The sequence below is a fragment of the Methylovulum psychrotolerans genome, from assembly GCF_002923755.1.
Classification (GTDB): Bacteria; Pseudomonadota; Gammaproteobacteria; order Methylococcales; family Methylomonadaceae; genus Methylovulum; species Methylovulum psychrotolerans.
The window spans coordinates 864,951-888,714 of the sequence record NZ_PGFZ01000001.1 but is presented as its reverse complement, the minus strand read 5'-3'; the positions used below and the strand labels follow the sequence as shown (position 1 = coordinate 888,714).

Here is a 23,764-nt window from a genome sequence, read left to right as displayed (position 1 = left end):
GCCGGGGGGATTTTAAACGCTTAGGGCAGGCTGGTTTTGCCTTATCCCAACGGTTTTACGGATTGCTTGGGCCGTTGTGGTCGGCTGAATCGTTCCAAATGGGGTTGTTGCGGTCTTCGTCGGTCAGCTTGGCGTTGTCGTCGGGGTAGATATGCCAGAAAGATTGGTCGATTTTGGCGTTGCTGTAAGTGTCTTTTTTCTCATGGCCGAACGGGCACCACCAGTTTTCGACGATTTTCACCATATAGGCGTGCCATTCAAATAAGGCGACGCTGTAGGGGCAGTACCAGGTGCAGTTGAGTATCCAGAACAGCCGGTATTGTGACAGGCTACCGAGAAACGATGGTTTCATGGTGATTTGGTTTTTTAGGGTGTAGCGGTGGCTGGCGCGGTCGGGGATGAAGTCAGACCATTTTTTCAGGTTTTTCGCGCCGATAAACAGCAGGTGGTAATAGGTCAGATAAGCGCTTAAGATGACGAACGGCAAGGTCAGGATAGGCAGATAGACCAGTACCATGCCGACGGCGCGTTGCCAGACGGGCATGTTGTCGTGGTGTTTGCCGATTTCGACGCGGCCGGCGCAGGATTCGCAAGCTTTCATTTAGGGTGTCTCCTCATTATCAGTCGTGGTTACATTTTTTATAGTTGTGATTTCGTTATCGGGGTGCATAAGCCCGAATAGGCTTAGGCAGCCCCCGCAACAAAATTTTTTGTTACCGTTGCTATCGGTTAGGGTAAATCCTTTCAGGTATACGGGCTGTCCGCACAGGGCGCAAGGGTCTGTTTCCATAGTGGCAAGTTGCCTCAATGCGTTTACGCTTTAATGGCTTTACAAGCTGGATGATACTGAACAAAAAAACGTTTTTAGGTAGTCTGTTTCGGGTATGGCCGGATCAATCGGGTGGTCTGGACCTTGACCTAGGCTGGCGAAAAAGGTCAGATGGCGGTCGATATGCCGCCCCGATGAACGTAAAATTTCCTGCAAATTATCACGGCTTAAGTGGAAAGAGCAAGAGGCGGATACGAGTATGCCGTTTTTTCCCAGCACTTGTAAGGCCAGATGGTTGAGGCGGCGGTAGGCTTCGTAACCTTGTTTAAAATCTTTTTTGCGTTTGATTAGGGCGGGCGGGTCAAGGACGATAATGTCGTAGAGTTCGTTATCCAGCCGTGCCTGCTTTAAAAACTCAAACACGTCGCTACGCACAAACTGCATCCGTTTCGCCACGCCGTTGAGTCTGGCACTTTCTGCCGCCAGTGTCAACGCACCTTCCGAGGCATCGACGCAAGTCACTTCGGCAGCGCCCGCTTGCGCCGCCGGAATGCCCCATGCCCCGGTGTAAGAGAATAAGTCCAGTACGCGCAAGCCTTTCGCCATGCTTGCCAATTGGGCGCGGCTGTTGCGGTGGTCGTAAAACCAGCCGGTTTTCTGCCCATCAACGATATTGATGTTAAAGTGTGCGCCGTTTTCTTCAATGGTCAGGGTGTCCGGCAGCTCGCCGTAGGCAATTTCCGACTCCAAAGACAAGCCTTCCAATTCGCGTTGGCCGTTGTCGTTTTTTAAGACGATGGCGGTTGGGGTGAACAGTTCGACCAGTGCGTCGAGTAGGGCCGTTTTACGTTGCTCGATACCTGCGGTGGTGATTTGTACCGAAAAGACGCTGCCGAAGCGGTCGATGACCACACCCGGCAAGCCGTCGCTTTCGCCGAATACTAGCCGATAATAGGGTTGGGCAAAGGCTTTTTCGCGTAATGCTAGGGCGGTGCTGAGGCGGTCTTTAAAAAAGTTTTGCCCGCATTTCAGATTGGCTTTGCGCGACAGCAGCCGGGCGCAGATCAGGGTGTTGGGGTTGACGTAAGCCGTACCCATGGCTTTGCCGTCGGCACTGTGGATTTGCGCCAAGTCCCCAGGGGTAAATGCTTCTAAAGGCGAACGTTGGGTGTCGATTTCGTTGCTGAACACCCATAAATGGCCTTTGCGCAGGCGTTGGTCTTCGTGTTTTTTTAGATAAAGTACAGGATGTGCCATATTAATAACTGATGTTACGCAGACATTTTCTGCGATTTAAAAAAACAAATAATGAGTCGCTATCGCGACGGTTTTTTAATCGGGTTCTCGCACCCGAAGGCGAGATACTTTCTTTTGCTCCGCCAAAAGAAAGTATCCAAAGAAAAGGCGGCCCGGTTGCCGCTTGATCCTGCGCTTCTCGGTTTTGTCGTCGGGGGTCGGCAGAGTGGGCTCCTGCCCACCTGCCGACGCGCGGCATCCCTGCCGCGCCCCTTCGGGCTGATCCCGACAAAACCTGCGATGCTCGGCGCGGCAAACGGGAGAAAGATGTTACTGCGTAACATCAGTTAATACGTCAAATCAAATGTATAGCCGCCCACGGTTTGGGTGGTCGGGGCGATATGTAGGCTCAGTTCCACGGTGGCATCGGGCCGTATCAGTGCGTTTTGTGGGTTGAGCAGGTAATCTTCGGGTTTAAAGCGGCGCTGGGCGACGGCGTTGCCGCCATAATCTTGCAGCGTCAGGACAATGGTCGGGTAAGCTTGGGAAAAAGCCGCTTGGTTGTTGACTAGGGCTTTAAACAAATAGCCGTGGCTAGCCAAAGGTTCCAGTACATTGTGTATAACCGCCAATTCGGCGGCGTTACGGTAAGGCGGTAGCGGGCATCTTAGGGGCTGGCATAAACGGCGTACGGTAGCATTATTGCTGATGGCATGGCTGTGAAAATAGCCCAGTTGCCCGATGAGCAGCAGTACGCCTCCGTAAACACCCGACCGCCAGTGCGGGCTGGCGATGGCGGTCGGTTTTTCCCAGGGCAAAACGCTGGGTGTGTCCGTTGCCGATGTCGGCTCTTGGGGCGGTGCGGGTTCCGTCTCTGGCGCGGCCATTGCCCTCGCGCTTAATTGTTCTAAGGCATCAAAATGGCTGGCGCAGTGCGGGCAATAAGTGATGGCGCGGGTGATGCGCAATTGTTCTACCGTCAGCGTCTGTTCTGCCAAGCAATTAGGGCAACGGGTAAACATCGCGGCAGGTCAGCGTTTGCCGCCGTCCAGCCTTAGCCAGTCCTCTTGTTGCCGGGGCGGGTTAAAGGCGATGGCCTGTTGGTAAGCCGCCATGACCGCGTCGCCTTGGTCATGCAAAATCCCTGATAAGACCAATTGCCCACCCGCCGCCACTAAAGCGCTAATAGGCGTGGCCAGATCAATCAGCGGTTTGGCCAAGATATTGGCCAACACCACATCGGCCAGTACAGGCGTGAACTGTTCGGGCAGATAGCCGCTTATTTGCGCTTGGACGTTATTTTTTGCGGCATTGTCTTGGGTTGCGGTCAGTGCTTGCGGGTCAATGTCGACTGCGTAAGCGTGTTTGGCGCCCAGTAACACAGCCGCCACCGCCAGAATGCCGGAACCGCAGCCATAATCAATGACGGTTTTGCCCGTCAGGTCATGGCTGGCCAGCCATTCCAGGCATAATGCGGTAGTTGGGTGCGTGCCTGTGCCAAACGCCAAACCGGGGTCTAGGGTCAGGCAGACGGTTCCGGGTTCGTGCTGTTCTTGCCCTGTCGGGCAGACCCAAAGCCGGTCGGCGAATTTCATCGGGTGATAAAATTCCATCCACGCCCGTTCCCAGACTTGGTCGGCAATTTCTTCGTATTGCCAATCGAACAAGTCTTGCGGCGAAAATTGCTGGTAGGCGGTCGCTTTTAACTGTTCCGGTTCGGCATCGAGCTCATATAGGGCGATCACTTGGGTGCGCGTCCAGATTTTGGTCTCACCGATGGCCGGCTCGTAAACCGGCTCGTCTTCGGCATCCATATAAGTGACCGACACTGCGCCTAACTGGTCGAAAAAATCGGCAAGCTTAGGGGCTAGGTGTTCGTGGGTGATAACGGTGAGTTGATGCCAGGCCATAGTGGGTGGGGGGTGAGGGTGGACGGGGTGGAAATCGGTAGCCTACAAGTTGGCTACCCATCACAGAGGGTGTATTCCCATGCGGTCTCTGTCAGGGGGATTTTTACGGGCTATCTATTTCTCTGAGGTATCCGGTCGGAACTGGAGTATATACTCTGAACAGTCAAGTTTTCGGTTAATCCTAAAAATCGAAAACTTGACCGTTTGAAGTATAGATGGACAAGTGCTGGCACGCATCTAAGGCCAACGCTTATCCGTCCTACGGGCTTATAAATTAATAAAGCCCCAACTTCTTTTCCAAATAATGGATGTTTTGTCCACCTGCGGCAAAGGCGCTGTCGTTCATGATGTCTTGTTGCAGCGGGATGTTGGTTTTGATGCCGTCAATAATGATTTCGCTTAAGGCGGTGTTCATGCGGGCAATCGCGCTGCTACGGGTTTCGCCGTGGGCAATCAGCTTGCCGATCATCGAGTCATAATAGGGCGGCACTTTGTAACCGTTGTAAATATGGGTTTCGCAACGGATACCGGGGCCACCCGGCATGTGGAATTGCTCAATTTTGCCAGGGCAGGGCATGAAAGTTTGCGGGTCTTCGGCGTTGAGGCGGCATTCAATTGCGTGGCCTTGGATTTTGACTTGGTCTTGGGTAATGGACAGGCGTTCGCCTGCGGCAATGCGCAACTGCTCTTTGACAATATCAAAACCGGTGACCATTTCCGTGACCGGATGCTCAACTTGGACGCGGGTATTCATTTCGATGAAGTAAAACTCGCCTTTTTCGTATAAGAATTCGAAGGTGCCGGCACCGAGATAGCCGATGTCGATACAGGCTTTGGCGCAACGTTCGCCAATAAGCCGACGTTGTTCTTCGGTAATGCCGGGAGCCGGGGCTTCTTCAACGACTTTTTGGTGGCGGCGCTGCATGGAGCAGTCGCGCTCGCCTAAGTGGATGGCGTTGCCGTAGGAGTCGGCCATGACCTGAAATTCGATATGGCGGGGGTCTTCAAGAAACTTTTCCATGTACACGGTCGGGTTGCCGAACGCGCTGCCGGCTTCGGCTTTGGTCATGGCAATGGCGTTGATCAGCGCGGCTTCGGTGTGGACGGTACGCATCCCGCGTCCGCCGCCGCCGCCAGCGGCTTTAATGATGACCGGATAGCCGATTTCTTGCGCCAGCTTAAGGTTCTTTTTATTGTCGTCGGAAAGCGGGTCGTTGTTACCTGGGACGCAAGGGATGCCCGCTGCCAGCATGGCGTTTTTGGCGGAGATTTTGTCGCCCATCATACGGATGGTGTCGGCATTGGGACCGATGAAGACAAAGCCGCTTTGTTTGACTTTTTCGGCGAAATCGGCGTTTTCCGATAGAAACCCGTAGCCTGGATGGATGGCTTCGGCATCGGTGACTTCGGCAGCGCTGATAATCGCCGGAATGTTCAGGTAACTGTCGGCGGAGGCGGCGGGGCCTATGCATACCGATTCGTCGGCTAGGCGGACGTGTTTTAAATCGCGGTCAGCTTCGGAGTGGACAGCGACCACTTTAACGCCCAGTTCCCTACAGGCGCGTAAGATACGCAGGGCTATCTCGCCGCGGTTGGCAATAACAATTTTATCGAACATATCTTCTTTTTTCCCGTGTTATTCAATGATGAATAAAGGCTGTCCGTATTCGACAGGTTCGGCGTTATCCACTAAGATTTGCTTGATGACACCGCTGTGGTCGGCTTCAATTTGGTTAAGAATTTTCATCGCTTCGATAATGCACAATGTGTCGCCGGTTTGGACAGTTTGGCCAATTTCGACAAACACTTTGGTGCCAGGTGAGGCGGAACGGTAAAATGTGCCGACCATTGGCGATTTGACGACATGGCCGCTGACCGCCGTTTCTTCGGCAGGGGCGATTACAGGGACGGCAGGGGCGGGAACTGGGCTGGCCGGGAGCATTTGTTGCGGGTAGGCAATCTGGGTAGGTGCGGCGGAATAGCGGCTGATGCGGATGCTTTCTTCGCCTTCTTGCACTTCCAGTTCGGCGATGCCCGATTTTTCGACCAACTCGATCAGTTTTTGAATTTTTTTAATATCCATTGTTTTTATTGTCTCTCGGCTAATAGTTGATGCGCGGCCTGCAAGGCCAATGCGTATCCGGTTGCTCCCAGTCCACAAATAACGCCTTTGGCAATATCTGAAAAATAGGAATGTTTTCTAAAAGGCTCACGTGCATATACGTTGGAGAGGTGAACCTCTATAAAAGGGATTTGCGTTGCCAGCAGCGCGTCACGGAGCGCGACGCTGGTATGGGTAAAGGCGGCTGGGTTGATGATGATAAAATCAACGCCGTCACGGTAGGCCTGGTGGATAAGCCCGATGAGTTCATGTTCGGCGTTGCTTTGGTAAAACGGCAAGCGATGGCCAAGCCCGTCGGCCTGCTCTGTTAAGGAGGCCTGGATATCCGCCAAGGTTTTGTTTCCGTAATGGCTAGGTTCGCGCAGTCCCAAAAGGTTGAGGTTGGGGCCATTTAGTACGGTGATGGTTGCCATTAAAGTAGGTGCTGGTTGACGGGGTTAGTGGGTCATTTAGCCCTACAATTTTACCGTTTTAGCAGATTTTGTCCATCTATTGTTTTTTGCCTAAAATAGCCCACCGCAAGAAAAACATCGCGTAAAATGACGAATAACCTAGCAATAGAGTAAACTAATGACAATTGATTATAGCGTTTGGCACAATGATGACAACAGATAACGTACACTTACATGAAATCCATAAATTCGGCGCTATGGCCGAGCGTTGGTGGGATCCGCAAGGCGAATTTAAAACCTTGCATGACATTAACCCCTTGCGGCTGGCGTTTATCCAACGCTATGCCAATCTGGCGGGCCAGCGCATCGTTGATATCGGTTGCGGCGGCGGCATTTTAACTGAAGCGTTGGCGCAACACGGCGCCCATGCTCTCGGCATCGACTTGAGCGAGGAGTTGGTGGATATTGCTGATTTGCATGGCTTGGAGTCCGGCAGTACCGCCAGATACCAAAAAATCAGCGCCGAAGCTTTGGCCGAACAGGAGCCGGCCGGATTTGACCATCTGACTTGCATGGAAATGCTTGAACATGTCCCTGATCCGGGTTCAATTATCACGGCGTGTAGCCGCTTGGTAAAGCCGGGCGGCAAGGTGTTTTTTTCGACATTAAACCGCCAGCCTAAGGCTTATCTGTTAGCCATTTTGGCGGCGGAGCATCTGCTGCAAATGGTGCCTAAGGGAACGCACGATTATAAGACTTTCATTAAGCCGTCTGAGTTATGCCAGACGGCACGGACAGCGGGTTTAAGTTTGCAGGGTATGGTCGGTATCGGCTATAACCCGCTGAATAAGCAATTTAGTTTGGGTAAAGACATCGGCGTGAATTATATCGCCGTTTTTGAGCGTACCGGGTAAACCGTTATGGCGACTGATTTTAAGCTCGCTTGTGTGCTGTTTGATTTGGACGGCACTTTAGTGGACACGGCGCCCGATTTGCTGGCTTGCCTTAACCAGGCTTTCCGTCAGCACGGTTTTGCCACGGTTGATCCGGTGGCGGTCAGGCCGTTCATCTCCTACGGTGCGGCGGCGATGATTAAAGATTGCCTAGGCGATAGCGCCACGGCGGCTGAGCAAGAGGCGTTGTTAAACACGATGCTGGAGTGCTACCAAAACAACATCGCCGAATACAGCGTATTTTTTAGCGGTATGGCCGAGACTTTAGCGGCACTGGAAGCGCGTGGCCTCAAGTGGGGAGTGGTGACTAACAAGCGCGAACGCTTCACGTTACCGTTAATGGCGGCCTTGCAATTGGCAGGACGTGCGGCCTGTATCGTCAGCGGCGATACCACGGCCCACCCTAAGCCCCATGCCGAACCGATGCTGGAAGCGTGCCGCCGGGCGGCCGTGCAACCGTGGGAGTGCGTTTATGTCGGTGATGCCCATCATGATATTGTCGCGGGTAAAAATGCCCAAATGAAGACGCTGGCGGCGGTTTATGGTTATCTCAAACCGGATGACAGGCCGGAAACATGGGGAGCCGACGCGCTAATTAGTGCTCCGACAGAACTTTTAACTTGGATAGATACCGCTTTATGTTACTGAACGATAATGTTATTTTGATCACAGGTGCGGGCGGCGGCTTAGGTTCGACAGCGGCTTTGGCTTTAGCCAAGCACGGTGCGCATATCATTTTGCTGGACAAGCACATCCCCAAACTGGAAGCGGTTTATGATGCCATTACTGATGCGGGCGGACCGGAGCCGATTATGTATCCGTTTGATTTGGCCGGGGCGAATGAAAGCGACTATCAGGAGTTGGCGGATAGGATTGAGGAAAAATATGGGGCTTTGCAGGGCTTGCTGCATTCGGCGGTCGAGTTCAGCCATTTTACGCCGCTGTCACAAATCAGCACCAAGGATTGGTGGCAAAGCCTGCATGTCAATCTGAACGCGCCTTTTTTGCTGTGCCGGATGTTATTGCCGTTATTGGAAAAAAGCCCGCACGCTTCGGTAGTAATGACCTCCGATTCTTCGGCCCGCACTGCACCGGCCTATTCGGGCGCTTACGGCGTGGCCAAGATCGCTTTGGAAGGTTTTGCGAAAATTCTGGCCGAGGAATTGGAATCCGCCAATACCGTCAGGGTCAATACGCTGATTCCGGGGCCGGTCAATTCGCCGCTCAGAAAGCGGGCGTATCCTGCCGAGGATAAAAGCCGTCTGCCGGCCATGGAGTCGTTGGCGGCGGTTTACCTATACCTGTTTAGTGCGCAGAGCCTTGGGGTGACAGGGCAAACGATTGATGCGCGTACGTTCCATTTATAAAAATACGACTGAATAAGAAGCGACTATGACAGATAAAGAAAGCGTTGTTTTAACCCGTGATGTCGATATTGTCACCATCCCCGACGGTACCACCGGGATGTTACGGCAAGGCATGATGGTCACTGTCCATCAGGCCTTGGGCGATAGCTTTACCGTCATCACCGACTATGGGCACATGGTGCGTATTGCCGGAGGCGATGCCGATGCCTTAGGGCGGCAGCCGCAGCGGTTGCAAACCTTGGTGTCGGAGGACAGTGCCGAGGCGATCGAACAAAATTGCTGGGAAGTGATGCGTACGGTGTATGACCCGGAAATTCCGGTTAATATCGTCGAATTGGGTCTGGTCTATTATTGTAAGGTCACGCCCATGACGGACGGCCATTATGCCGTTGAGGTCATTATGACCCTGACGGCGCCAGGTTGCGGCATGGGGCCGGTGATCCAAGGCGACGTCGAGCGGGGTATCCGTGCTTTGCCCGGTGTCGGCAGCGTTAATGTCGAAGTTGTCCTAGATCCGCCCTGGTCGCGTGACATGATGTCGGAAGTGGCTAAATTGCAGTTGGGTTTGTATTGAAAAATAGGCCGCCCTGCGTAGCTCTTCAGATTTAAATCGTGGAGAGATTATTTTTAAGGTAGCTCTTATTTACTTGAGGAAAAATAAGTGCTAAAGTTTTTATATGCCGGGTGTTTTAAGGGGGGGCTTTGTCGGTAAGTGTGACGCAGTTGGCAGATCCCATGAAATTCTTGGTGATTTCTTGCTATTGCCGCCAACAAATTCTATCCTTAGCGCCTTTAGGCATTTACAATTAAAAACAGCAGATGTCCGCCTTACATGACGAATTAGTCAAGATCCTTGAGAATGAGCACCTGACACCTTATTTTCAGCCTATCGTTTCTGTTACGCACCAAAAAATTATCGGTTATGAGGCGCTGATACGCGGCCCATCGGGTAGCCCGTTGTATACGCCTTTTGTGCTGTTCGCCACGGCGGATCAAGTTAATTTAAGCGGTAAGTTGGAATATTTGTCGCGTGAAATTAGCCTAAGGCATTATGCCGATTTGAATTTGCCGGAAAAGCTGTTTATTAATGTTAGCCCCAATGTCTTGTTACATCCGGATTTTAAGGAGGCGATTACCCGCCATTTCCATGCCCACCTGGGGCTTAAGCCGGCTTCGGTAGTGATCGAAATTACCGAGCATCAGGTTACCGATAATTATGAACGGATGCGCAACGTGATCCGGCACTGCCGTGACATGGGGTTTCAGATTGCCCTGGATGATTTGGGGGCCGGTTATTCGGGGCTGAGATTATGGACGGAAGTGCGGCCTGATTATGTCAAAATCGACAAGCATTTTATTGAAGGCCTGCACAATGATGCCGTCAAAACCCATTTTGTCCGCTCCATCCAAACTATTGCCAGTTCCATGCACTGCCAAGTGATTGCTGAAGGGGTCGAGACCACCGATGAGTTTAGGGCGCTGGAGCGTTTGGGTATCCGCTATATGCAGGGGTTTTATTTTGCCAAACCAGCTTCCGTGCCTTTAGGGGCGTTGGATGCGGCGTTATTTCAGATGACCGGAAGCCGGCGCGTCTCAATCCAACCTTTGCGGATGGTGGCGGTCGCACAGATTACCCAACATCTCAGCGCCTTGCCGTCTGGCACTTCAGTGGCTGATGTGCTGGACTGGTTTCAGCATAATCCAGAATTGAATTTTTTGCCGATAGTCGATGGCGTACAAGCGGTGGGGGTTCTGTTGCGCGAGCGGTTTTTTGCCAAACTGTTTTCTAGCCGGTATGGTTTAGAGTTATATGGCAAAAAAAGTGTCCGGTCGTTTCTCGATAAGCCGCCGTTAAGTTTTGATCAATATACTCCTGTGGAAATTGTCAGTCAGCAGCTTACCTCGAATGCCGACCATGATAAGGTGTTTATTGTCACGCATAACGGTGAGTATGCCGGTATCGGCACGGTTTGGGATTTGTTGGAAGAAATTACCCGCCAACAAATCCACCATGCCCAACATGCCAATCCGCTAACATTATTGCCGGGTAGTGTGCCGATTAATGATTATATTAACCGTTTGTTGGCGGAACAGCAGGCTTTTGCGGTGGGTTATTTTGACTTGGACAATTTCAAGCCTTTTAACGATGTCTATGGCTACAATGCGGGTGACGGTATTATCAAAGCGGTCGCCGATACGTTACAACGCGCGGTGAGTAGCCGTTGTGGGTTGGTAGGTCATATTGGCGGCGATGATTTTATTGTCGTGTTCACGGGTGAAGATTGGCTGGGTTGTTGCGAAGAGATGTTGGCCAGTTTTGCCGAACAAGTGCCGCACCATTACCGTGCCGACGATGTTAAGGCAGGGGGGATCTATGCCGAAGACCGCGCCGGTGCCGGCTGTTTTTTCCCGCTGATCAGTTTGTCGGTAGGCGTTGTTGCCCCCAATATGACAGAGCGCTGCCAATCTCATGTCGAAGTTGCCGACTTGGCCGCCGTTGCTAAAAAGTCCGCCAAACAAATAACGGGAAATAGCTGTTTTGTTAGCCGCGGCCAGAAGGTTTTGCAATAAAAGCATTTGCCGCTGGTTATGTTGAACCTTTCAGCTTCTTGCAGGTAGTATTAAGGATGCAAAGAAACTTATCGCTATGAGGTTGCCTTCCATCGATAATGTGCTTAAAACTATGGCTTTCTAATATGTTTAGGTAGGCGATAAAACTTCACCGCCTATCTTGATATGGATAGGCTTGATACGACAAACATAATCTAATCTGTTAAACAATAACTATGAAAGAACCTCTCCCTATCGGGGCGGTCATGCTCGACCTTGCCGGCTTGGCCTTAACCGCACACGAACACGATTTGCTTGGGCATCCCAATGTCGGTGCGGTGATTTTATTCGCGCGTAATTTTCAAGATGCCGACCAAGTGGCCGCGCTTATAAGGGCTATCCGGGCGGCGCGGCGCGGGGATATTTTGATCGCGGTCGATCAAGAAGGCGGTCGGGTACAGCGGTTTCGGGACGGTTTTACCCGCTTGCCGCCAGTAGCCCGTTTTGCCGAAAATAAAGCCTTGGCGCAATCGGCAGGCTGGCTGATGGCGGCGGAATTGCGGGCTGTCGATGTGGATTTTAGTTTCGCACCGGTGCTGGATGTTGATTGCGGCATCAGCACCATTATCGGCGATCGGGCTTTCTCCCGCGATCCTTTGGAAGTCGTCGAGTTGGCCGGGCTGTTTCGCCAAGGCATGAAAGTGGCGGGCATGGCGGCGACCGGCAAACATTTTCCGGGTCACGGGGCGGTAGCGGCCGATTCGCATCTGGCCTTACCCGTTGATGAGCGGGACTTGGAAACTATCCGTATGCAAGATTTGCAGCCGTTCCGGCAATTGATTGCGGCAGGTATGGAGGCGGTGATGATGGCGCATATCGTCTATCCTAATGTCGATCCCTTGGCCGCAGGCTTTTCGCCGTTTTGGATAAAACAAATCTTACGCCAAGAACTGGCCTTTAATGGGGTCGTCTTTAGCGACGACTTAAGCATGGAAGGGGCCGCTTCGGTAGGGGGCTTCCCCGAACGCGCCCGCCTTGCCCAGGCGGCGGGTTGCGATATGATTTTGGTGTGCAATAACCCTAGCGCCGCCGAACAAGTCTTGGAGACATTGCCGGTCACCGATGACCCTGTCCGTGAGCAACGCTTATTACGGATGAAAGGCAAGCCGTTAATGGGCCGTGAACAACTGCACCAAGCGCAAAAATGGCAGATCATTAGTGGCCTTATTAAACAGTTTACCGAACAATTATCATAACTATCGCTCATGCTTAACGACATTCAATTTATCCAAGACCATGCCGAGCTACTGCACAGCCAACAAGAAGTCGAAGCGGCATTAGATGCTATGGCGGCGCAAATCAACCGCCAATTGGCCGGCACTAACCCTTTGGTGTTGTGTGTGATGAATGGCGGTGTGGTGGTGGCGGGACAGTTGCTGACCCGTCTGACCATGCCTCTGAATGTCGATGCCATTAATGCGAGCCGCTACCGGAACCAGACTTCCGGCGGTACGGTTGAATGGGTGCTGAAACCGCGCTTGCCTTTGCAAGGCCGCACTGTGTTGCTTATTGATGATATTCTGGATGAGGGTATTACCTTGGCGGCAATCCATGCCTTTTGTTTGGGACAGGGTGCAGTGGCAGTCTATTGCGCGGTCTTGGCCGATAAACTGTTAGGGCGTGCCAAACCGATTCGGGCGGATTTTGTCGGCCTTGAGGTTGTTGACCGCTATGTGTTCGGTTACGGTATGGATTATAAGGGCTATTTGCGCAATGCCCCCGGCATTTACGCTTGCCCAACAGACAATCAGGAGTAGATGTATGACGAAATTGGCTTTTATCGGCGGCACAGGCCTGACCCAGCTCAGCGGTTTTAATATCAGTCGGCGTGAAACCTTAAAAACCCCTTACGGCAATCCTTCCGCCGAGTTTCTTATTGGTGAGTTTAATGGTCATCCGGTGATTTTTTTGGCGCGGCACGGTAATCCGCACACCCTTGCCCCGCATAAAATCAATTATCGGGCGAATATCTGGGGCTTAAAGCAATTGGGTGTTGAGGATATTGTCGCGGTTGCCGCTGTCGGTGGCATTACCGAAGCGATGGTACCGGCGCATATCGCCTTTCCTGACCAACTCATTGATTATACTTATAACCGGATCCAGACATTTTTTGAAGACGAAAATTATCCGGTCACCCATATCGATTTTACTTTCCCGTACAGCCCCAGTTTGCGTAATGCCCTGATCGGCGCGGCCGCCCAGGCCGGTATCGCCATTAGTCCGCAGGCAACGTATGGCTGTACCCAAGGCCCGCGTTTGGAGACTATTGCCGAAATTGCCCGTATGGAGCGTGACGGTTGCGATGTAGTGGGCATGACCGGAATGCCGGAAGCGGCGTTAGCCAGGGAATTGGGGATGAATTATGCCTCGGTGTCAGTGATTGCCAATTGGGCGGCGGGGAAAAGTGCGGGTGAAATCACCATGGCGGAGATTGAGCAAAATCTGCATCTGGGTATGGCCAATACCGCCCAGCTTTTGCAGGCCTTTATTGCCGGGCAGTAGCTCCGGGTCTGGGTGATAGCGATGACTAACGAAGAATTTGGTGATTTGCTGACGCAAGCCTTGGCTGAGCTGACGGTCAAGCAAGATCACTTACAGGACGTTTATGACTTGGGCCAATGGGCGAGTTGGTGGTGTGACCAGGAAGCCGAGCTGTTGCAGTTTTTTGACGGTAATGACCGAGTTGCGGTTGAAGCGGACATTATCAATTTGGGCAGTTATTCTGCACCCAACCACAGTTGGAAATGGGGTTGGAGCAATCCGCCCATATTGAAGTCTTTGCGCGAAAAGGCCTTGCCCATTAAGGAGCTGGCAAAAATAACCGGTTTCCCCCTGTTTGCCAATGAAGCGGCGTTTGAGTTGGATGAGCCGATGGTGTGGGAAATGATGGCGATTGTCGTTAAGCATTTGGGGGCGATGGGCTGTTACCGCGCCCCTACCGAAAATGGTCTGTATATCTTTTTGGCGATCAACGCCTTGCGGATACTGACACCTAGGACATTGCACTGATGCCGGGTGTTTGTTTACTGATGTTACACAGACCTATTCTGCGATTTAAAAAAACAAATAATGAGTCGCTATCGCGAGGTTTTTTAATCGGGTTTTCGCACCCGAAGGCGAGATACTTTCTTTTGCTCCGCCAAAAGAAAGTATCCAAAGAAAAGGCGGCCCGATTGCCGCTTGATCCTGCGCTTCTCGGTTTTGTCGGGGGTCGGCAGAGAGGGCTCCTGCCCTCCTGCCGACGCGCGGCATCCCTGCCGCGCCCCTTCGGGCTGATCCCGACAAAACCTGCGATGCTCGGCGCGGCAAACGGGATAAAAGCGACGTTACTGCGTAACGTTAGTTATTTATGAACGCCAGCAAACGCTTGGCGTTGTTTGAGCGCCTCGCCGCCGCGATTCCTGAACCGGCCACCGAGCTGAATTACCGTACCGATTTTGAATTGCTGATTGCCGTAGTGCTGTCTGCGCAAGCGACCGATAAGGGGGTTAATAAGGCGACCGCGCAGTTGTTCCCGGTCGCCAATACTCCGGCAAGTCTGCTGGCGCTGGGGCTGGATGGCTTAAAAGCGTATATTAAAACTATTGGCCTATTTAACAGCAAGGCCGCAAATATCATGACTTTATGCCAGCAATTGTTAGACAGGCATGGCGGGCAAGTGCCAAATACCCGTGAGCAATTGGAAGCGTTAGCGGGGGTAGGGCGTAAAACGGCTAATGTGATTCTTAACACGGCGTTTGGGCAGCCGACCATCGCTGTCGACACCCATATTTTCCGGGTCGCCAACCGAACCCGTCTGGCAGTCGGCAAAAATGTTCTGCAAGTGGAACAAAAGTTAGATAAATCGACTCCAAAACACTATAAGCAAACCGCCCACCATTTGCTGATTTTGCATGGGCGCTATACCTGCACCGCCAGAAAGCCGCGTTGCAGCCAATGTGTGCTGGCTGACTTATGTGAATATCCAGAGAAAACGTCTGCCGCTCAGGTGCTTAGTGTCCATTAGCCTAGATTGGACAGGCATTTTGGCGGCGGATACCCCGATTTAAACATTGTAATTTTTTGCAATCCCCTTATATTTACCGCGTGTTCGGGTATACTTGGACATGCACGGCGACACGGGCCCCGTGCCGTTTTATTACACAATCCACTTTTAGGAAGGATTTACCATGAAAATAACTAACAATAAATCACCGTTGATCGCTGCTATGGGCGTAGCCATCATGTCCTCTTTTTCAGCCTCTGTCAGTGCGGAAACTAACCCTTTCGGCATGACTGAGTTGTCATCCGGTTATATGCAGCTTGCCGAAGCAAAGCCTGCTGAAGCCAAACCAGCGGAAGCCAAGCCAGCCGAAATGAAATGCGGCGCGTCCATGAATATGGGCGGTACGGCAAAAGCGGCCGAAGGCGCTTGTGCGGGTGCTAAAACGCCTGCGAAAGCGGCTGAAGGCAAATGCGGTGAAGGTAAGTGCGCGGCCATGATGGAAGGCGAAAAAATGAAAAAAGGCATGGAAGCCACTTGCGGTGAAATGATGAAAGGTAAAGAAGGCAAATGCGGTTCGGCTAACGGCAAAATGCCAGAAGGCAAGTGTGCGGCGCAATGCGGCGAAGCCATGCAAAAATGCCCAACCGAAAAAGCTAAAGACGGTTCTTGTGGTGCGCAAATGAAAGGTTGCGGTGAAGCGATGCAAGGCTGTGGCGAGATGATGAAAGGCAAAGAAGGCGCTTGTGCCGCCACTAAAGCTGTACCTGCCGTACCTGCTGCACCTGCGAAACACTAAAAGGTTTATAAGCCAGGACGGTTTGGGGTAATTATATCGGTTAAGACTTTTCAGGTTACCAAAACTTGGATGGCTACAAATATTTCATGCCCCTTCCTAAATGGGGGGATAGCGGTTGCTGTCCCCCTTTTTTCCTTTAATTTTTGCACAGGTGTTCTGATGGACACGATACAACCCGCTTTGAAGGGGGCTGGCTTAGGCTTGCGGCGTAGTTTTTTGAGTGAAGTTGTCGGTTCGCCGCCTGCTGCGGTCGATTTTTATGAAGTCGCTCCCGAAAACTGGATAACCATGGGCGGTAAGCTCGGCAAGCAATTTCGTGCCATGACCGAACGCTGTGCTTTTGTCTGTCATGGTTTGTCGCTGTCTTTAGGCAGTACTGACCCGCTCGATGAGACCTTTGTTCTGGCTGTTAAGCGGTTCATGCGTGAGCATGGCATCAGGCTTTATAGCGAACATCTGAGCTATTGTAGCCAAGGCGGGCATTTGTATGATCTGCTGCCTATTCCTTTTACCGCTGAGGCTGTCCGTCATGTTGCGGCACGCATCAGGCGCGTACAGGATATTCTTGAGCAAAAAATGGCGATTGAGAATGTGTCTTACTATGCCGCCCCCGGTCAGGAAATGACTGAACTCGAATTTTTTAATGCTGTTGTGCAGGAAGCCGATTGTGACGTGCTGTTAGATGTGAATAATATTTATGTCAACAGTGTCAATCACGGCTATGATGCCGAGGCCTTTTTAAAGGCCATTCCCGCACAGCGTATTGTCTATGCCCATATTGCCGGGCATTATGTGGAAGCCGAAGATTTTTTGGTGGACACCCACGGTGCGGAAATTATCGACCCCGTGTGGAAATTGCTGGGCAAGGCTTACGAATGGCATGGCGTGTTTCCGACCTTGCTGGAGCGTGATTTTAATATCCCTCAGATGGCCGAACTGATCCGCGAAGTCGATACGATCAAATCCATACAAGCGGCATGGCAACACCATCATGCCCAACAATCCGCTTAAGGGCTGCGATGAAAACCGATTTTGCCGCGACGCAACGCAAATTTGTCGCCCATATCCGCGACCCCGACCACCAGCCTGTGCCTGCCGATGTGCCGCCACCGCGTATGGCGATGTATCGGGAGTTGTTGTTTAATAATATCGACAATTTTTTGGCCAGCAATTTTCCGGTGATAAGGCAATTGCTTGATGATGCCCAATGGTACGCGTTGGCGCAGGATTTCTTCGCCCGCCATGCTTGCAGTTCGCCGTATTTCTCGCAGATACCTGAAGAGTTTTTGGCTTATCTGCAACAGGAGCGCGATAATGCCGGGGACTTTCCGTTTTTGCTGGAGTTGGCGCATTATGAGTGGGCGGAAATGGCGGTCGCCGTTGCCCAAGAACCCAATCCGGCCATTACCCTGCTGCCGGACGACTTGGCGAGGCAGGTGTTAGCCTTATCACCCGTCGCTTGGCCTTTAGCCTATCAATACCCCGTCCATAAAATCGCCCCGACGTTTTTACCTACCGAAGCCCCCGCCCAAGCGACGTTTTTAATCGTCTACCGTAACGTCTTGGATGATGTCCAATTTCTGGAGATTACGCCGATGACCTACCGCCTGTTAGCGCTCTTGCAGGATAATGGGCAAAGCCCAGCCATTGCCAGCCTTGAGCAAATTGCCGCCGAAATGCAGCATCCCCAACCTGAGTTGGTGATTAACGGCGGTTTGCAGATATTAAGGGGCTTGGCGGAAAAGGGTATTGTAATTGCCGCTTAGCGTGGCTTAAGCCAGCCGTTCACGGTACGGCAAGGTTTTTCGCCTTGCCGTAATGGCAGTAGCCTAGAGTCCTGCTAGCACGTCCGCCACTAGCTGTGGGCCGCGATAAATTAATCCGCTATACACTTGCACCAAGCTTGCGCCTGCCGCGAGTTTTTCTTGGGCATCTTCCGCACTGATAATCCCACCTGCCGCGATGATCGGCACCGTCCCATTCAGTTCTGCCGCCAAGCCGCGCACGACATAAGTCGCCTGCTCCTTAACCGGCGCACCGCTCAAACCGCCGGTTTCCTTCGCTAAGGCATGGCCCGCGATGTTGGCGCGGACGATGGTGGTATTGGTGGCGATGACCCCGTCAATGGCGTAGCTTTTTAAGAGCTGGGCGATGTGGCGGATTTCTTCGTCGCTTAAATCAGGGGCTATTTTCACCACTAAGGGCACATAGCGGCCTTGTTCCTGGTGCAGCCTGAGCTGCTCTTCTTTTAGGCGGGCGATGAGGTTTTTGATCTCGTCGCCTTGCTGTAACTGGCGTAAGTTTTGGGTGTTGGGTGAAGAGATGTTAATGGTGATGTAACTGGCGAGCGGGTAGGCTTTGCGTAGGCCAATCAGGTAATCGTCCGCCGCATCGGCAATCGGGGTGTCAAAATTTTTGCCGATGTTAATGCCCAATATGCCATGGTACGCGCTGTTGCTGACTTGTTGCAGCAAATGGTCTATGCCCAGATTATTAAAGCCCATGCGGTTGATGATGGCTTGGTGTTCGGGAAGCCGGAACAGGCGCGGCTTGGGGTTGCCGGGTTGGGGGCGCGGTGTGACGGTGCCGATTTCGATAAAGCCGAAGCCTAAGGCGGCGAGGGCATCAATATAATCGCCGTTTTTGTCTAAACCTGCGGCCAGCCCGACCGGATTTTTAAAGGTTAAACCCATAATTTCGACGGGGTGGTCGGCCAAGCGAGGGGTGGTTAGCTGGGCTAGTCCGGTGCGGTGTGCGGTTTGGAGCAGTTTTAAGGTGACTTCGTGGGCGGTTTCCGGGTCTAGCGCAAAGAGCAGGGGACGTAATAGCGGGTAAAGGTTCATAAGGTGGGCTTATAGGTAATACGGGGGCAAAAGACGATGCTGTTGTCCCCGTTGGTTTTAAAAAAGGGGTTATTGCAACCTGCCGAATTGGTATAGCTCAGGGTTGATGTGGGGCGGGCGGTTTAGCACTAAATCGGCCAGCAATTGTGCCGAGGCCGGCCCCATGACCAAACCATTGCGGAAATGCCCGGCATTGATGCTGACGTTATCAATATCAGGGTGTCGGGCGATATAGGGTATGCCTTGGGTTGTGCCTGGGCGTAAGCCTGCCCAATGTTTGACCAAAGGGTAGTTGTGCAGCGCGGGCAACAGGTTTAAGGCAAACTGGTTCAGGTCGGTTTTGGCGGTGGCGGTAGTGGTTTTGTTAAAGTCGTCATGTTCGACGGTACTGCCGACCAGAATTTTGCCGTCACGGCGGGGGATCAGATAATGGTCGCCTTCCAGCACCATAAACGGCAAGGTGTCGGGCTGGGCATCGAACAGCAGCATCTGGCCTTTAATCGGGGCAATATCGGGTAAGGTGTCGGTAAGCCCTGCAAACAGGCGTTGGTACAGTCCGCCGCTCCACGCGCCGCTGGTGATGGCCAGATGGTTGACGGCAAAGCGTCCGCGCGTGGTGTCAATGGCTTCGACGTGCTGGTTACGGCAGTGCAGGCCGGTCAGTTCGCAGTGTTCATAAACCGTGATGCCTTTGTTACGCAAATCTTGTTGCAAGGTTTTTAGCAGCCGGGGATTGCGTACTTGGGCAATGTCAGGTAACCATAACGGCTTACTGGGATTGCTGTTGAGATATGCAAAGTAGGCTTCCTCCGGCGCACTATAAGTAACGCCATAGCGTTGGCACCAGCTTATTGCCGCCTGATCATCGGGGTTTTGGGTGATTAACATGCCGCAGGGGGTCCATTCGGGATCCAGTCCGGTATCGGCGAACAATTGCGCCATCAGATTAGGGTAGATTTTCAGGCTTTGCAATACCAGGTCGCTAATGGCTTCGGCTTGTCGCCAAGGGTAGATTGGCAGTAAAATGCCGCCGCCGGCCCAAGAGGATTCTTGGCCGATAAAGCCTTTTTCAATGAGCGTGACGCGGGCGCCGGCGTTATGGAATTCGCGGGCGGTCAGTAAGCCGATGATGCCGCCGCCGATAAGGGTAATGTCTGGAGTTAGGGTCATGGATGTCTGTAAGTGTAAGTGTGCCGCCCCAGTGGCTCTGCTTGGCGTTAAGGCCAAAGTTAGTAAAGTAGTGGGGTAAAGGCGCGTTCAGTGCCGATTATAAGCCAAACTGACAGTGTCCGAAAAAGTATTGCGGGCCTTGGGTGGGGGGATTATTTGTTGTTTTTCGCAGACATAAGGCTTGTTTTAGCTGATTTTTGCTGTTACCTGTTGATAAATAATAAAATATTTGTTAATAAAAAGTTACGTTAATGCTTGTGGGGAAATAGATTTACTGCTAACATGTGTTCCGTCACAGACATTTTGTTGTATTTTAACAAAAGATAACTATAAACAACCTTCACGAGGTCGAAACGATGATGAAAAAAACTAAATTAGTTCTTGCTATCGCTACCGCAACATTAACCATGGCAGGCCTGTTAGTTGCGCCGCAAGCGGATGCAAAATCTAAAGCCAAAAAATACAAACGCAGTGTCACCAGCAGCTACTCCACTAGCAGCTCAGTGCAACGTTATGCAGTGCCTAGCTCCAATGCCCGTGTTGAAGCCTTAGAAGCGCAATTGCAAGCCATGCAATATGAAGTGCAATCTTTGCGCTCACAAGTTAACCGCCCTGCGGTTGACCCAGATTCTGCCAAAGTCCAAGAGTTGGACCAATGGATGAACACGGTTAAGGCTGAGCCTAAGTCTAACGCCAAAAACAATATGGTATTCTTCCGTGGCGGTTATGGTCACGCAGACAGCAACAGAGGCGGCACATTGGATCCTACCGCAGCAGGCGGCAATTCAGGTGGTGTATTGAATGGCGCGATCGGTAATCAAGATGCATGGTACTTTGGCGCTGGTTTTGACTGGAGCCTGAATGACAATCTGTTTGGCATGATGAGCGGCACTGAAGTGTTTGCTGAATTGATGTTTGATTATAAAGAATTGGGCGACCGTGCCGCTAACGGCATTACCCCAGCGATAGGCGCTGCTACAGGACTGCCTGGCGTTAACACCCAAACCGCAACTGTCAACCAATTGACTTTAGCGGCTTCACCAAAAATCAAATTCTTCAAAGGCCAAGCGTTCAGACCATGGGTAGTGCCTGTCGGTTTCGAACTGAGCGTCATCAGCCCACCATCTGACGCGATTACCGTATTAAACCCAGGTATGCAGTTCGGTCTGGGTGCTGACTATAAAGTCTGGCAAAACCTGTATGTCGGTGCGGATGCCCGTTACCACTACGCCCCAGACAATGTTGACGGCATCAACACCAACGGCGTAACTGCTGGTGGTTACCTCGGTATCGGTTTCTAAGCACAACGCTTAAAACCCGGCCAACAAAGGAGGGCGTAACAGCCCTCCTTTTTTTATGCCCGCAAAACAGGTTTTTATTGAGCTGTCGTGTGCTTTGCTTTAGACTTGTACAGATTAAAGTACAACTACAAGGTGGGCTATGCGTATCCTCTCGTTTACCCAAGCAAGAAATAATTTAAAGTCCGTGCTCGATGATGTCATCAACGATGCCGATTGTACAGTTATCACCCGCCGTGATGCCGCTGATGCTGTGGTGATGTCTTTGGATTACTACACGAGTTTGATGGAAACTGTCCACCTGCTCAAATCCCCAGCCAATGCGGCCCATCTCGCCAAATCAATTGAGCAATATCAGGCCGGACTGCTAACCGAGCGTGAGTTGCCGGATGAATAGGCCGGCCAACCACTGTTTGGCGTGGACAGATGCGGCTTGGCAAGATTATTTATATTGGCAGGAACAGGACAGAAAAATCCTAAAACGCCTCAACAAACTCATCGCCGATACGCAAAAAAAACCGTTTACCGGCATAGGCAAGCCGGAACCGCTGCGCGAAAACTTAGCCGGCTTTTGGTCACGGCGCATTGATGAAACCAACCGCTTGGTCTATGTGGTGAATGATAGCCACTTGACTATTCTTGCCTGCCGCTATCATTATCAATGATTAACTGACTCTCCTTTACCTCATGAAGACTCTCTACCCAGAACTCCAACCTTTCCTCACCTTTTTCTTAGAAACCAGTTCGCCGCATTCGGTGTATGTCGAACAAAGCGGCAACCCTGACGGTATTCCGGTCGTTTTTTTACACGGCGGCCCCTGTTCCGGCACCAAGCCCGACCATCGGCGGTTTTTTAACCCCGAACGCTACCATATCATTTTGTTTGACCAACGCGCTTGTGGGCAATCGTTGCCGTTTGGCGAGTTGGAGGGTAACACCACGCAGGATTTGCTGGATGATATGGAGCGTATCCGCCAGCATTTAAAGCTGGAGCAATGGCTGGTGTTTGGCGGCTCTTGGGGCGGGGCGTTGGCCTTGTTGTATGCCCAACACTACCCGGTGCGGGTGTCCGGCCTGGTTATCCGTGCGGTTTTTCTGGCACGGCAACAGGATTTGGATTGGTATGCCAAAGACGGCGCCAACCGGATTTTCCCTGAGCAATGGCAAAAGCTGCTCGACAGTTTGCCGGATCCGCACAACGGGGATTTGTTGGCTACCTTGTATGCGGTTTTTTGGGGTGAGGATACCGCACTGCAAACGCGGGTCGCTAAGGAATGGTTGGCTTGGGGGGCGTTGACTGCCTTAGGGACAGCTTATCCGTCTAGGGATATGGAGATCACCGGACGCACGTTTGAGCAAATCCGCATGGAATTGAATTTTGCCCGCCACCGTTATTTTATAGCAGAAAATCAGATTCTGGCGCGGTGCGGGGTATTGCAGGCCATACCGACACGGATTATTCATGGCCGCCAAGATTTTCTCTGTCCGCTGGAAGCTGGCCATAAACTGCATCAAGCCTTGCCTAACGCCGATTATGTCATCCTGCCCAACGCAGGGCATGTCGCCCAGCATGAGGAAATGATCGACGCGCTGGTCACCGCCACGGATGACTTTGCCCGCCAAGGTGGTTTTGGTGCGCCGTTATGAGCGCGAAAAAACGTCTGATTATCGCCATGACCGGGGCGACTGGGGCCATTTATGGGGTTAGGATGCTGCAAGTGTTACAGGCGCAGGAACAGTGGGAAACCCATCTGATTATCTCGTCGGCGGGGGTGGTCAATCTTAAGCACGAGTTGGGCATGAAACGTGCCGCCTTGTATGAGCTTGCCGATGTCACCCATGGCATTAATGATATTGCCGCGAGCATTTCCAGTGGCGGCTTTAAGACGGAGGGTATGATTATCGCCCCTTGTTCCATGAAGACCCTGGCTGCCGTTGCGCACGGTTTTGGCGATAACCTGATTTCCCGGTCTGCCGATGTGGTGCTGAAAGAGCGGCGGCGGTTGGTGGTGATGCCGCGCGAAACGCCGTTGAACCTGATCCATATCCGCAATATGGCCAGCGTCACCGAAATGGGCGGCATTATGTTTCCGCCGATGCCGGCGTTTTACAGCAAATCCGACTCGATGATGGCGATGGTTAATGAAACGGTCGGGCGGGTGTTGGATATGTTTGGGGTTGACGTGACGGGGTTGTATACGCCTTGGGAGGGGCTGTAGCGGTAGCTAGGGGCGAGGTTTTTAGTGGTTTGCAGGATTGCCCGGCAAAAATGCCGGGCAATAAAAAGCCCGCATAAAGCGGGCGTATTGAGTC

Annotated in this window: 28 protein-coding genes; 19 read left to right on the top strand and 9 right to left on the bottom strand. The window is 52.1% G+C overall.

The features are described 5' to 3' along the window. Positions 1–55: 55 nt before the first annotated feature. Positions 56–601 carry a hypothetical protein gene (locus tag AADEFJLK_RS04125; RefSeq protein ID WP_088619286.1) on the bottom strand — a complete coding sequence of 182 codons (546 nt, stop codon included), beginning with the start codon at positions 599–601 and terminating at the stop codon, positions 56–58. Between the two features lie 228 nt (positions 602–829). Beyond that, entirely contained in the window at positions 830–2,026 is a 1,197-nt protein-coding gene (locus AADEFJLK_RS04115; protein WP_103973377.1) for a class I SAM-dependent rRNA methyltransferase, read from the bottom strand. Between the two features lie 51 nt (positions 2,027–2,077). Between AADEFJLK_RS04115 and AADEFJLK_RS25005 the strand changes: the two genes are divergently transcribed. Beyond that, positions 2,078–2,356 (top strand): hypothetical protein, encoded by a 279-nt coding sequence (locus tag AADEFJLK_RS25005; RefSeq protein ID WP_211299140.1) that lies wholly within the window; start codon positions 2,078–2,080, stop codon positions 2,354–2,356. Here AADEFJLK_RS25005 and AADEFJLK_RS04105 read toward each other — a convergent pair. The 5 genes from AADEFJLK_RS04105 to aroQ all read right to left on the bottom strand — a co-directional run bounded on the left by AADEFJLK_RS04105 (position 2,353) and on the right by aroQ (position 6,450). Further along, complete coding sequence (locus AADEFJLK_RS04105; protein ID WP_103973376.1) at positions 2,353–3,027, bottom strand: DUF3426 domain-containing protein; 675 nt, start codon at positions 3,025–3,027, stop codon at positions 2,353–2,355. The genes AADEFJLK_RS25005 and AADEFJLK_RS04105 overlap by 4 nt on opposite strands. Positions 3,028–3,036: 9 nt before the next feature. Further along, the gene (gene prmA, locus AADEFJLK_RS04100) at positions 3,037–3,915 is read right to left on the bottom strand and encodes a 50S ribosomal protein L11 methyltransferase (RefSeq protein WP_103973375.1); all 879 of its coding nucleotides are present in this window, start codon (positions 3,913–3,915) and stop codon (positions 3,037–3,039) included. A gap of 274 nt (positions 3,916–4,189) precedes the next feature. Beyond that, on the bottom strand, positions 4,190–5,533 hold the full coding sequence (accC, locus tag AADEFJLK_RS04095; protein ID WP_088619291.1) for an acetyl-CoA carboxylase biotin carboxylase subunit: 1,344 nt from the start codon (positions 5,531–5,533) through the stop codon (positions 4,190–4,192). Positions 5,534–5,551: 18 nt separating this feature from the next. Continuing rightward, positions 5,552–5,998 (bottom strand): acetyl-CoA carboxylase biotin carboxyl carrier protein, encoded by a 447-nt coding sequence (gene accB, locus AADEFJLK_RS04090; RefSeq protein WP_103973374.1) that lies wholly within the window; start codon positions 5,996–5,998, stop codon positions 5,552–5,554. A 5-nt stretch (positions 5,999–6,003) separates the two neighbouring features. After that, positions 6,004–6,450 carry a type II 3-dehydroquinate dehydratase gene (gene aroQ / locus AADEFJLK_RS04085; protein WP_088619293.1) on the bottom strand — a complete coding sequence of 149 codons (447 nt, stop codon included), beginning with the start codon at positions 6,448–6,450 and terminating at the stop codon, positions 6,004–6,006. A 185-nt stretch (positions 6,451–6,635) separates the two neighbouring features. Between aroQ and ubiG the strand changes: the two genes are divergently transcribed. From ubiG to AADEFJLK_RS04015, 13 genes are all read left to right on the top strand, one after another. Next, positions 6,636–7,343: a bifunctional 2-polyprenyl-6-hydroxyphenol methylase/3-demethylubiquinol 3-O-methyltransferase UbiG gene (gene ubiG / locus AADEFJLK_RS04080; RefSeq protein WP_198328553.1), complete on the top strand. Its 708-nt coding sequence runs from the start codon at positions 6,636–6,638 to the stop codon at positions 7,341–7,343. Positions 7,344–7,349: 6 nt separating this feature from the next. Then, entirely contained in the window at positions 7,350–8,030 is a 681-nt protein-coding gene (locus AADEFJLK_RS04075) for an HAD family hydrolase (RefSeq protein ID WP_088619295.1), read from the top strand. After that, positions 8,021–8,749 (top strand): SDR family NAD(P)-dependent oxidoreductase, encoded by a 729-nt coding sequence (locus tag AADEFJLK_RS04070; protein WP_103973373.1) that lies wholly within the window; start codon positions 8,021–8,023, stop codon positions 8,747–8,749. Before AADEFJLK_RS04075 ends, AADEFJLK_RS04070 begins: the two co-directional genes overlap by 10 nt. Before the next feature lie 25 nt (positions 8,750–8,774). After that, positions 8,775–9,323, top strand: a complete 549-nt coding sequence (gene sufT, locus AADEFJLK_RS04065; RefSeq protein WP_088619297.1) for a putative Fe-S cluster assembly protein SufT — start codon at positions 8,775–8,777, stop codon at positions 9,321–9,323. 245 nt (positions 9,324–9,568) lie between these two features. Then, entirely contained in the window at positions 9,569–11,320 is a 1,752-nt protein-coding gene (locus AADEFJLK_RS04060) for a bifunctional diguanylate cyclase/phosphodiesterase (RefSeq protein ID WP_103973372.1), read from the top strand. 215 nt (positions 11,321–11,535) lie between these two features. Beyond that, entirely contained in the window at positions 11,536–12,555 is a 1,020-nt protein-coding gene (nagZ, locus tag AADEFJLK_RS04055) for a beta-N-acetylhexosaminidase (protein ID WP_232463801.1), read from the top strand. A 9-nt stretch (positions 12,556–12,564) separates the two neighbouring features. Then, a complete protein-coding gene (locus AADEFJLK_RS04050) occupies positions 12,565–13,116 on the top strand; it encodes a hypoxanthine-guanine phosphoribosyltransferase (RefSeq protein WP_088619299.1) in 552 nt (183 codons plus the stop codon). A 4-nt stretch (positions 13,117–13,120) separates the two neighbouring features. After that, positions 13,121–13,861 carry an S-methyl-5'-thioinosine phosphorylase gene (locus AADEFJLK_RS04045; RefSeq protein ID WP_088619300.1) on the top strand — a complete coding sequence of 247 codons (741 nt, stop codon included), beginning with the start codon at positions 13,121–13,123 and terminating at the stop codon, positions 13,859–13,861. Between the two features lie 21 nt (positions 13,862–13,882). Beyond that, positions 13,883–14,368: a DUF6882 domain-containing protein gene (locus AADEFJLK_RS04040; protein WP_103973371.1), complete on the top strand. Its 486-nt coding sequence runs from the start codon at positions 13,883–13,885 to the stop codon at positions 14,366–14,368. Between the two features lie 340 nt (positions 14,369–14,708). Continuing rightward, entirely contained in the window at positions 14,709–15,365 is a 657-nt protein-coding gene (nth, locus tag AADEFJLK_RS04030) for an endonuclease III (protein ID WP_088619302.1), read from the top strand. A 163-nt stretch (positions 15,366–15,528) separates the two neighbouring features. Continuing rightward, positions 15,529–16,140 (top strand): HvfA family oxazolone/thioamide-modified RiPP metallophore, encoded by a 612-nt coding sequence (locus tag AADEFJLK_RS04025; RefSeq protein WP_088619303.1) that lies wholly within the window; start codon positions 15,529–15,531, stop codon positions 16,138–16,140. Positions 16,141–16,299: 159 nt separating this feature from the next. Next, positions 16,300–17,151, top strand: coding sequence for an HvfB family MNIO-type RiPP peptide maturase (locus AADEFJLK_RS04020; RefSeq protein WP_088619304.1), 852 nt, complete (start codon positions 16,300–16,302; stop codon positions 17,149–17,151). 8 nt (positions 17,152–17,159) lie between these two features. Then, the gene (locus AADEFJLK_RS04015) at positions 17,160–17,906 is read left to right on the top strand and encodes an HvfC family RiPP maturation protein (RefSeq protein WP_088619305.1); all 747 of its coding nucleotides are present in this window, start codon (positions 17,160–17,162) and stop codon (positions 17,904–17,906) included. 63 nt (positions 17,907–17,969) lie between these two features. Here AADEFJLK_RS04015 and AADEFJLK_RS04010 read toward each other — a convergent pair whose 3' ends face one another. Next, positions 17,970–18,983 (bottom strand): quinone-dependent dihydroorotate dehydrogenase, encoded by a 1,014-nt coding sequence (locus tag AADEFJLK_RS04010; protein ID WP_103973370.1) that lies wholly within the window; start codon positions 18,981–18,983, stop codon positions 17,970–17,972. Between the two features lie 69 nt (positions 18,984–19,052). Then, the gene (thiO, locus tag AADEFJLK_RS04005) at positions 19,053–20,153 is read right to left on the bottom strand and encodes a glycine oxidase ThiO (RefSeq protein WP_103973369.1); all 1,101 of its coding nucleotides are present in this window, start codon (positions 20,151–20,153) and stop codon (positions 19,053–19,055) included. 356 nt (positions 20,154–20,509) lie between these two features. On the opposite strand from thiO, the gene AADEFJLK_RS04000 reads away from it, so the two are divergent. The 5 genes from AADEFJLK_RS04000 to AADEFJLK_RS03980 all read left to right on the top strand — a co-directional run bounded on the left by AADEFJLK_RS04000 (position 20,510) and on the right by AADEFJLK_RS03980 (position 23,670). Next, positions 20,510–21,454: a porin family protein gene (locus tag AADEFJLK_RS04000; RefSeq protein WP_232463802.1), complete on the top strand. Its 945-nt coding sequence runs from the start codon at positions 20,510–20,512 to the stop codon at positions 21,452–21,454. A 139-nt stretch (positions 21,455–21,593) separates the two neighbouring features. Further along, a complete protein-coding gene (locus AADEFJLK_RS03995; RefSeq protein WP_088619308.1) occupies positions 21,594–21,848 on the top strand; it encodes a type II toxin-antitoxin system Phd/YefM family antitoxin in 255 nt (84 codons plus the stop codon). Then, positions 21,841–22,116 carry a Txe/YoeB family addiction module toxin gene (locus AADEFJLK_RS03990; protein WP_088619309.1) on the top strand — a complete coding sequence of 92 codons (276 nt, stop codon included), beginning with the start codon at positions 21,841–21,843 and terminating at the stop codon, positions 22,114–22,116. Before AADEFJLK_RS03995 ends, AADEFJLK_RS03990 begins: the two co-directional genes overlap by 8 nt. A 22-nt stretch (positions 22,117–22,138) precedes the next feature. Further along, a complete protein-coding gene (gene pip / locus AADEFJLK_RS03985; protein ID WP_103973368.1) occupies positions 22,139–23,098 on the top strand; it encodes a prolyl aminopeptidase in 960 nt (319 codons plus the stop codon). After that, positions 23,095–23,670, top strand: coding sequence for a UbiX family flavin prenyltransferase (locus AADEFJLK_RS03980; RefSeq protein ID WP_103973367.1), 576 nt, complete (start codon positions 23,095–23,097; stop codon positions 23,668–23,670). Before pip ends, AADEFJLK_RS03980 begins: the two co-directional genes overlap by 4 nt. Positions 23,671–23,764 lie beyond the last annotated feature (94 nt).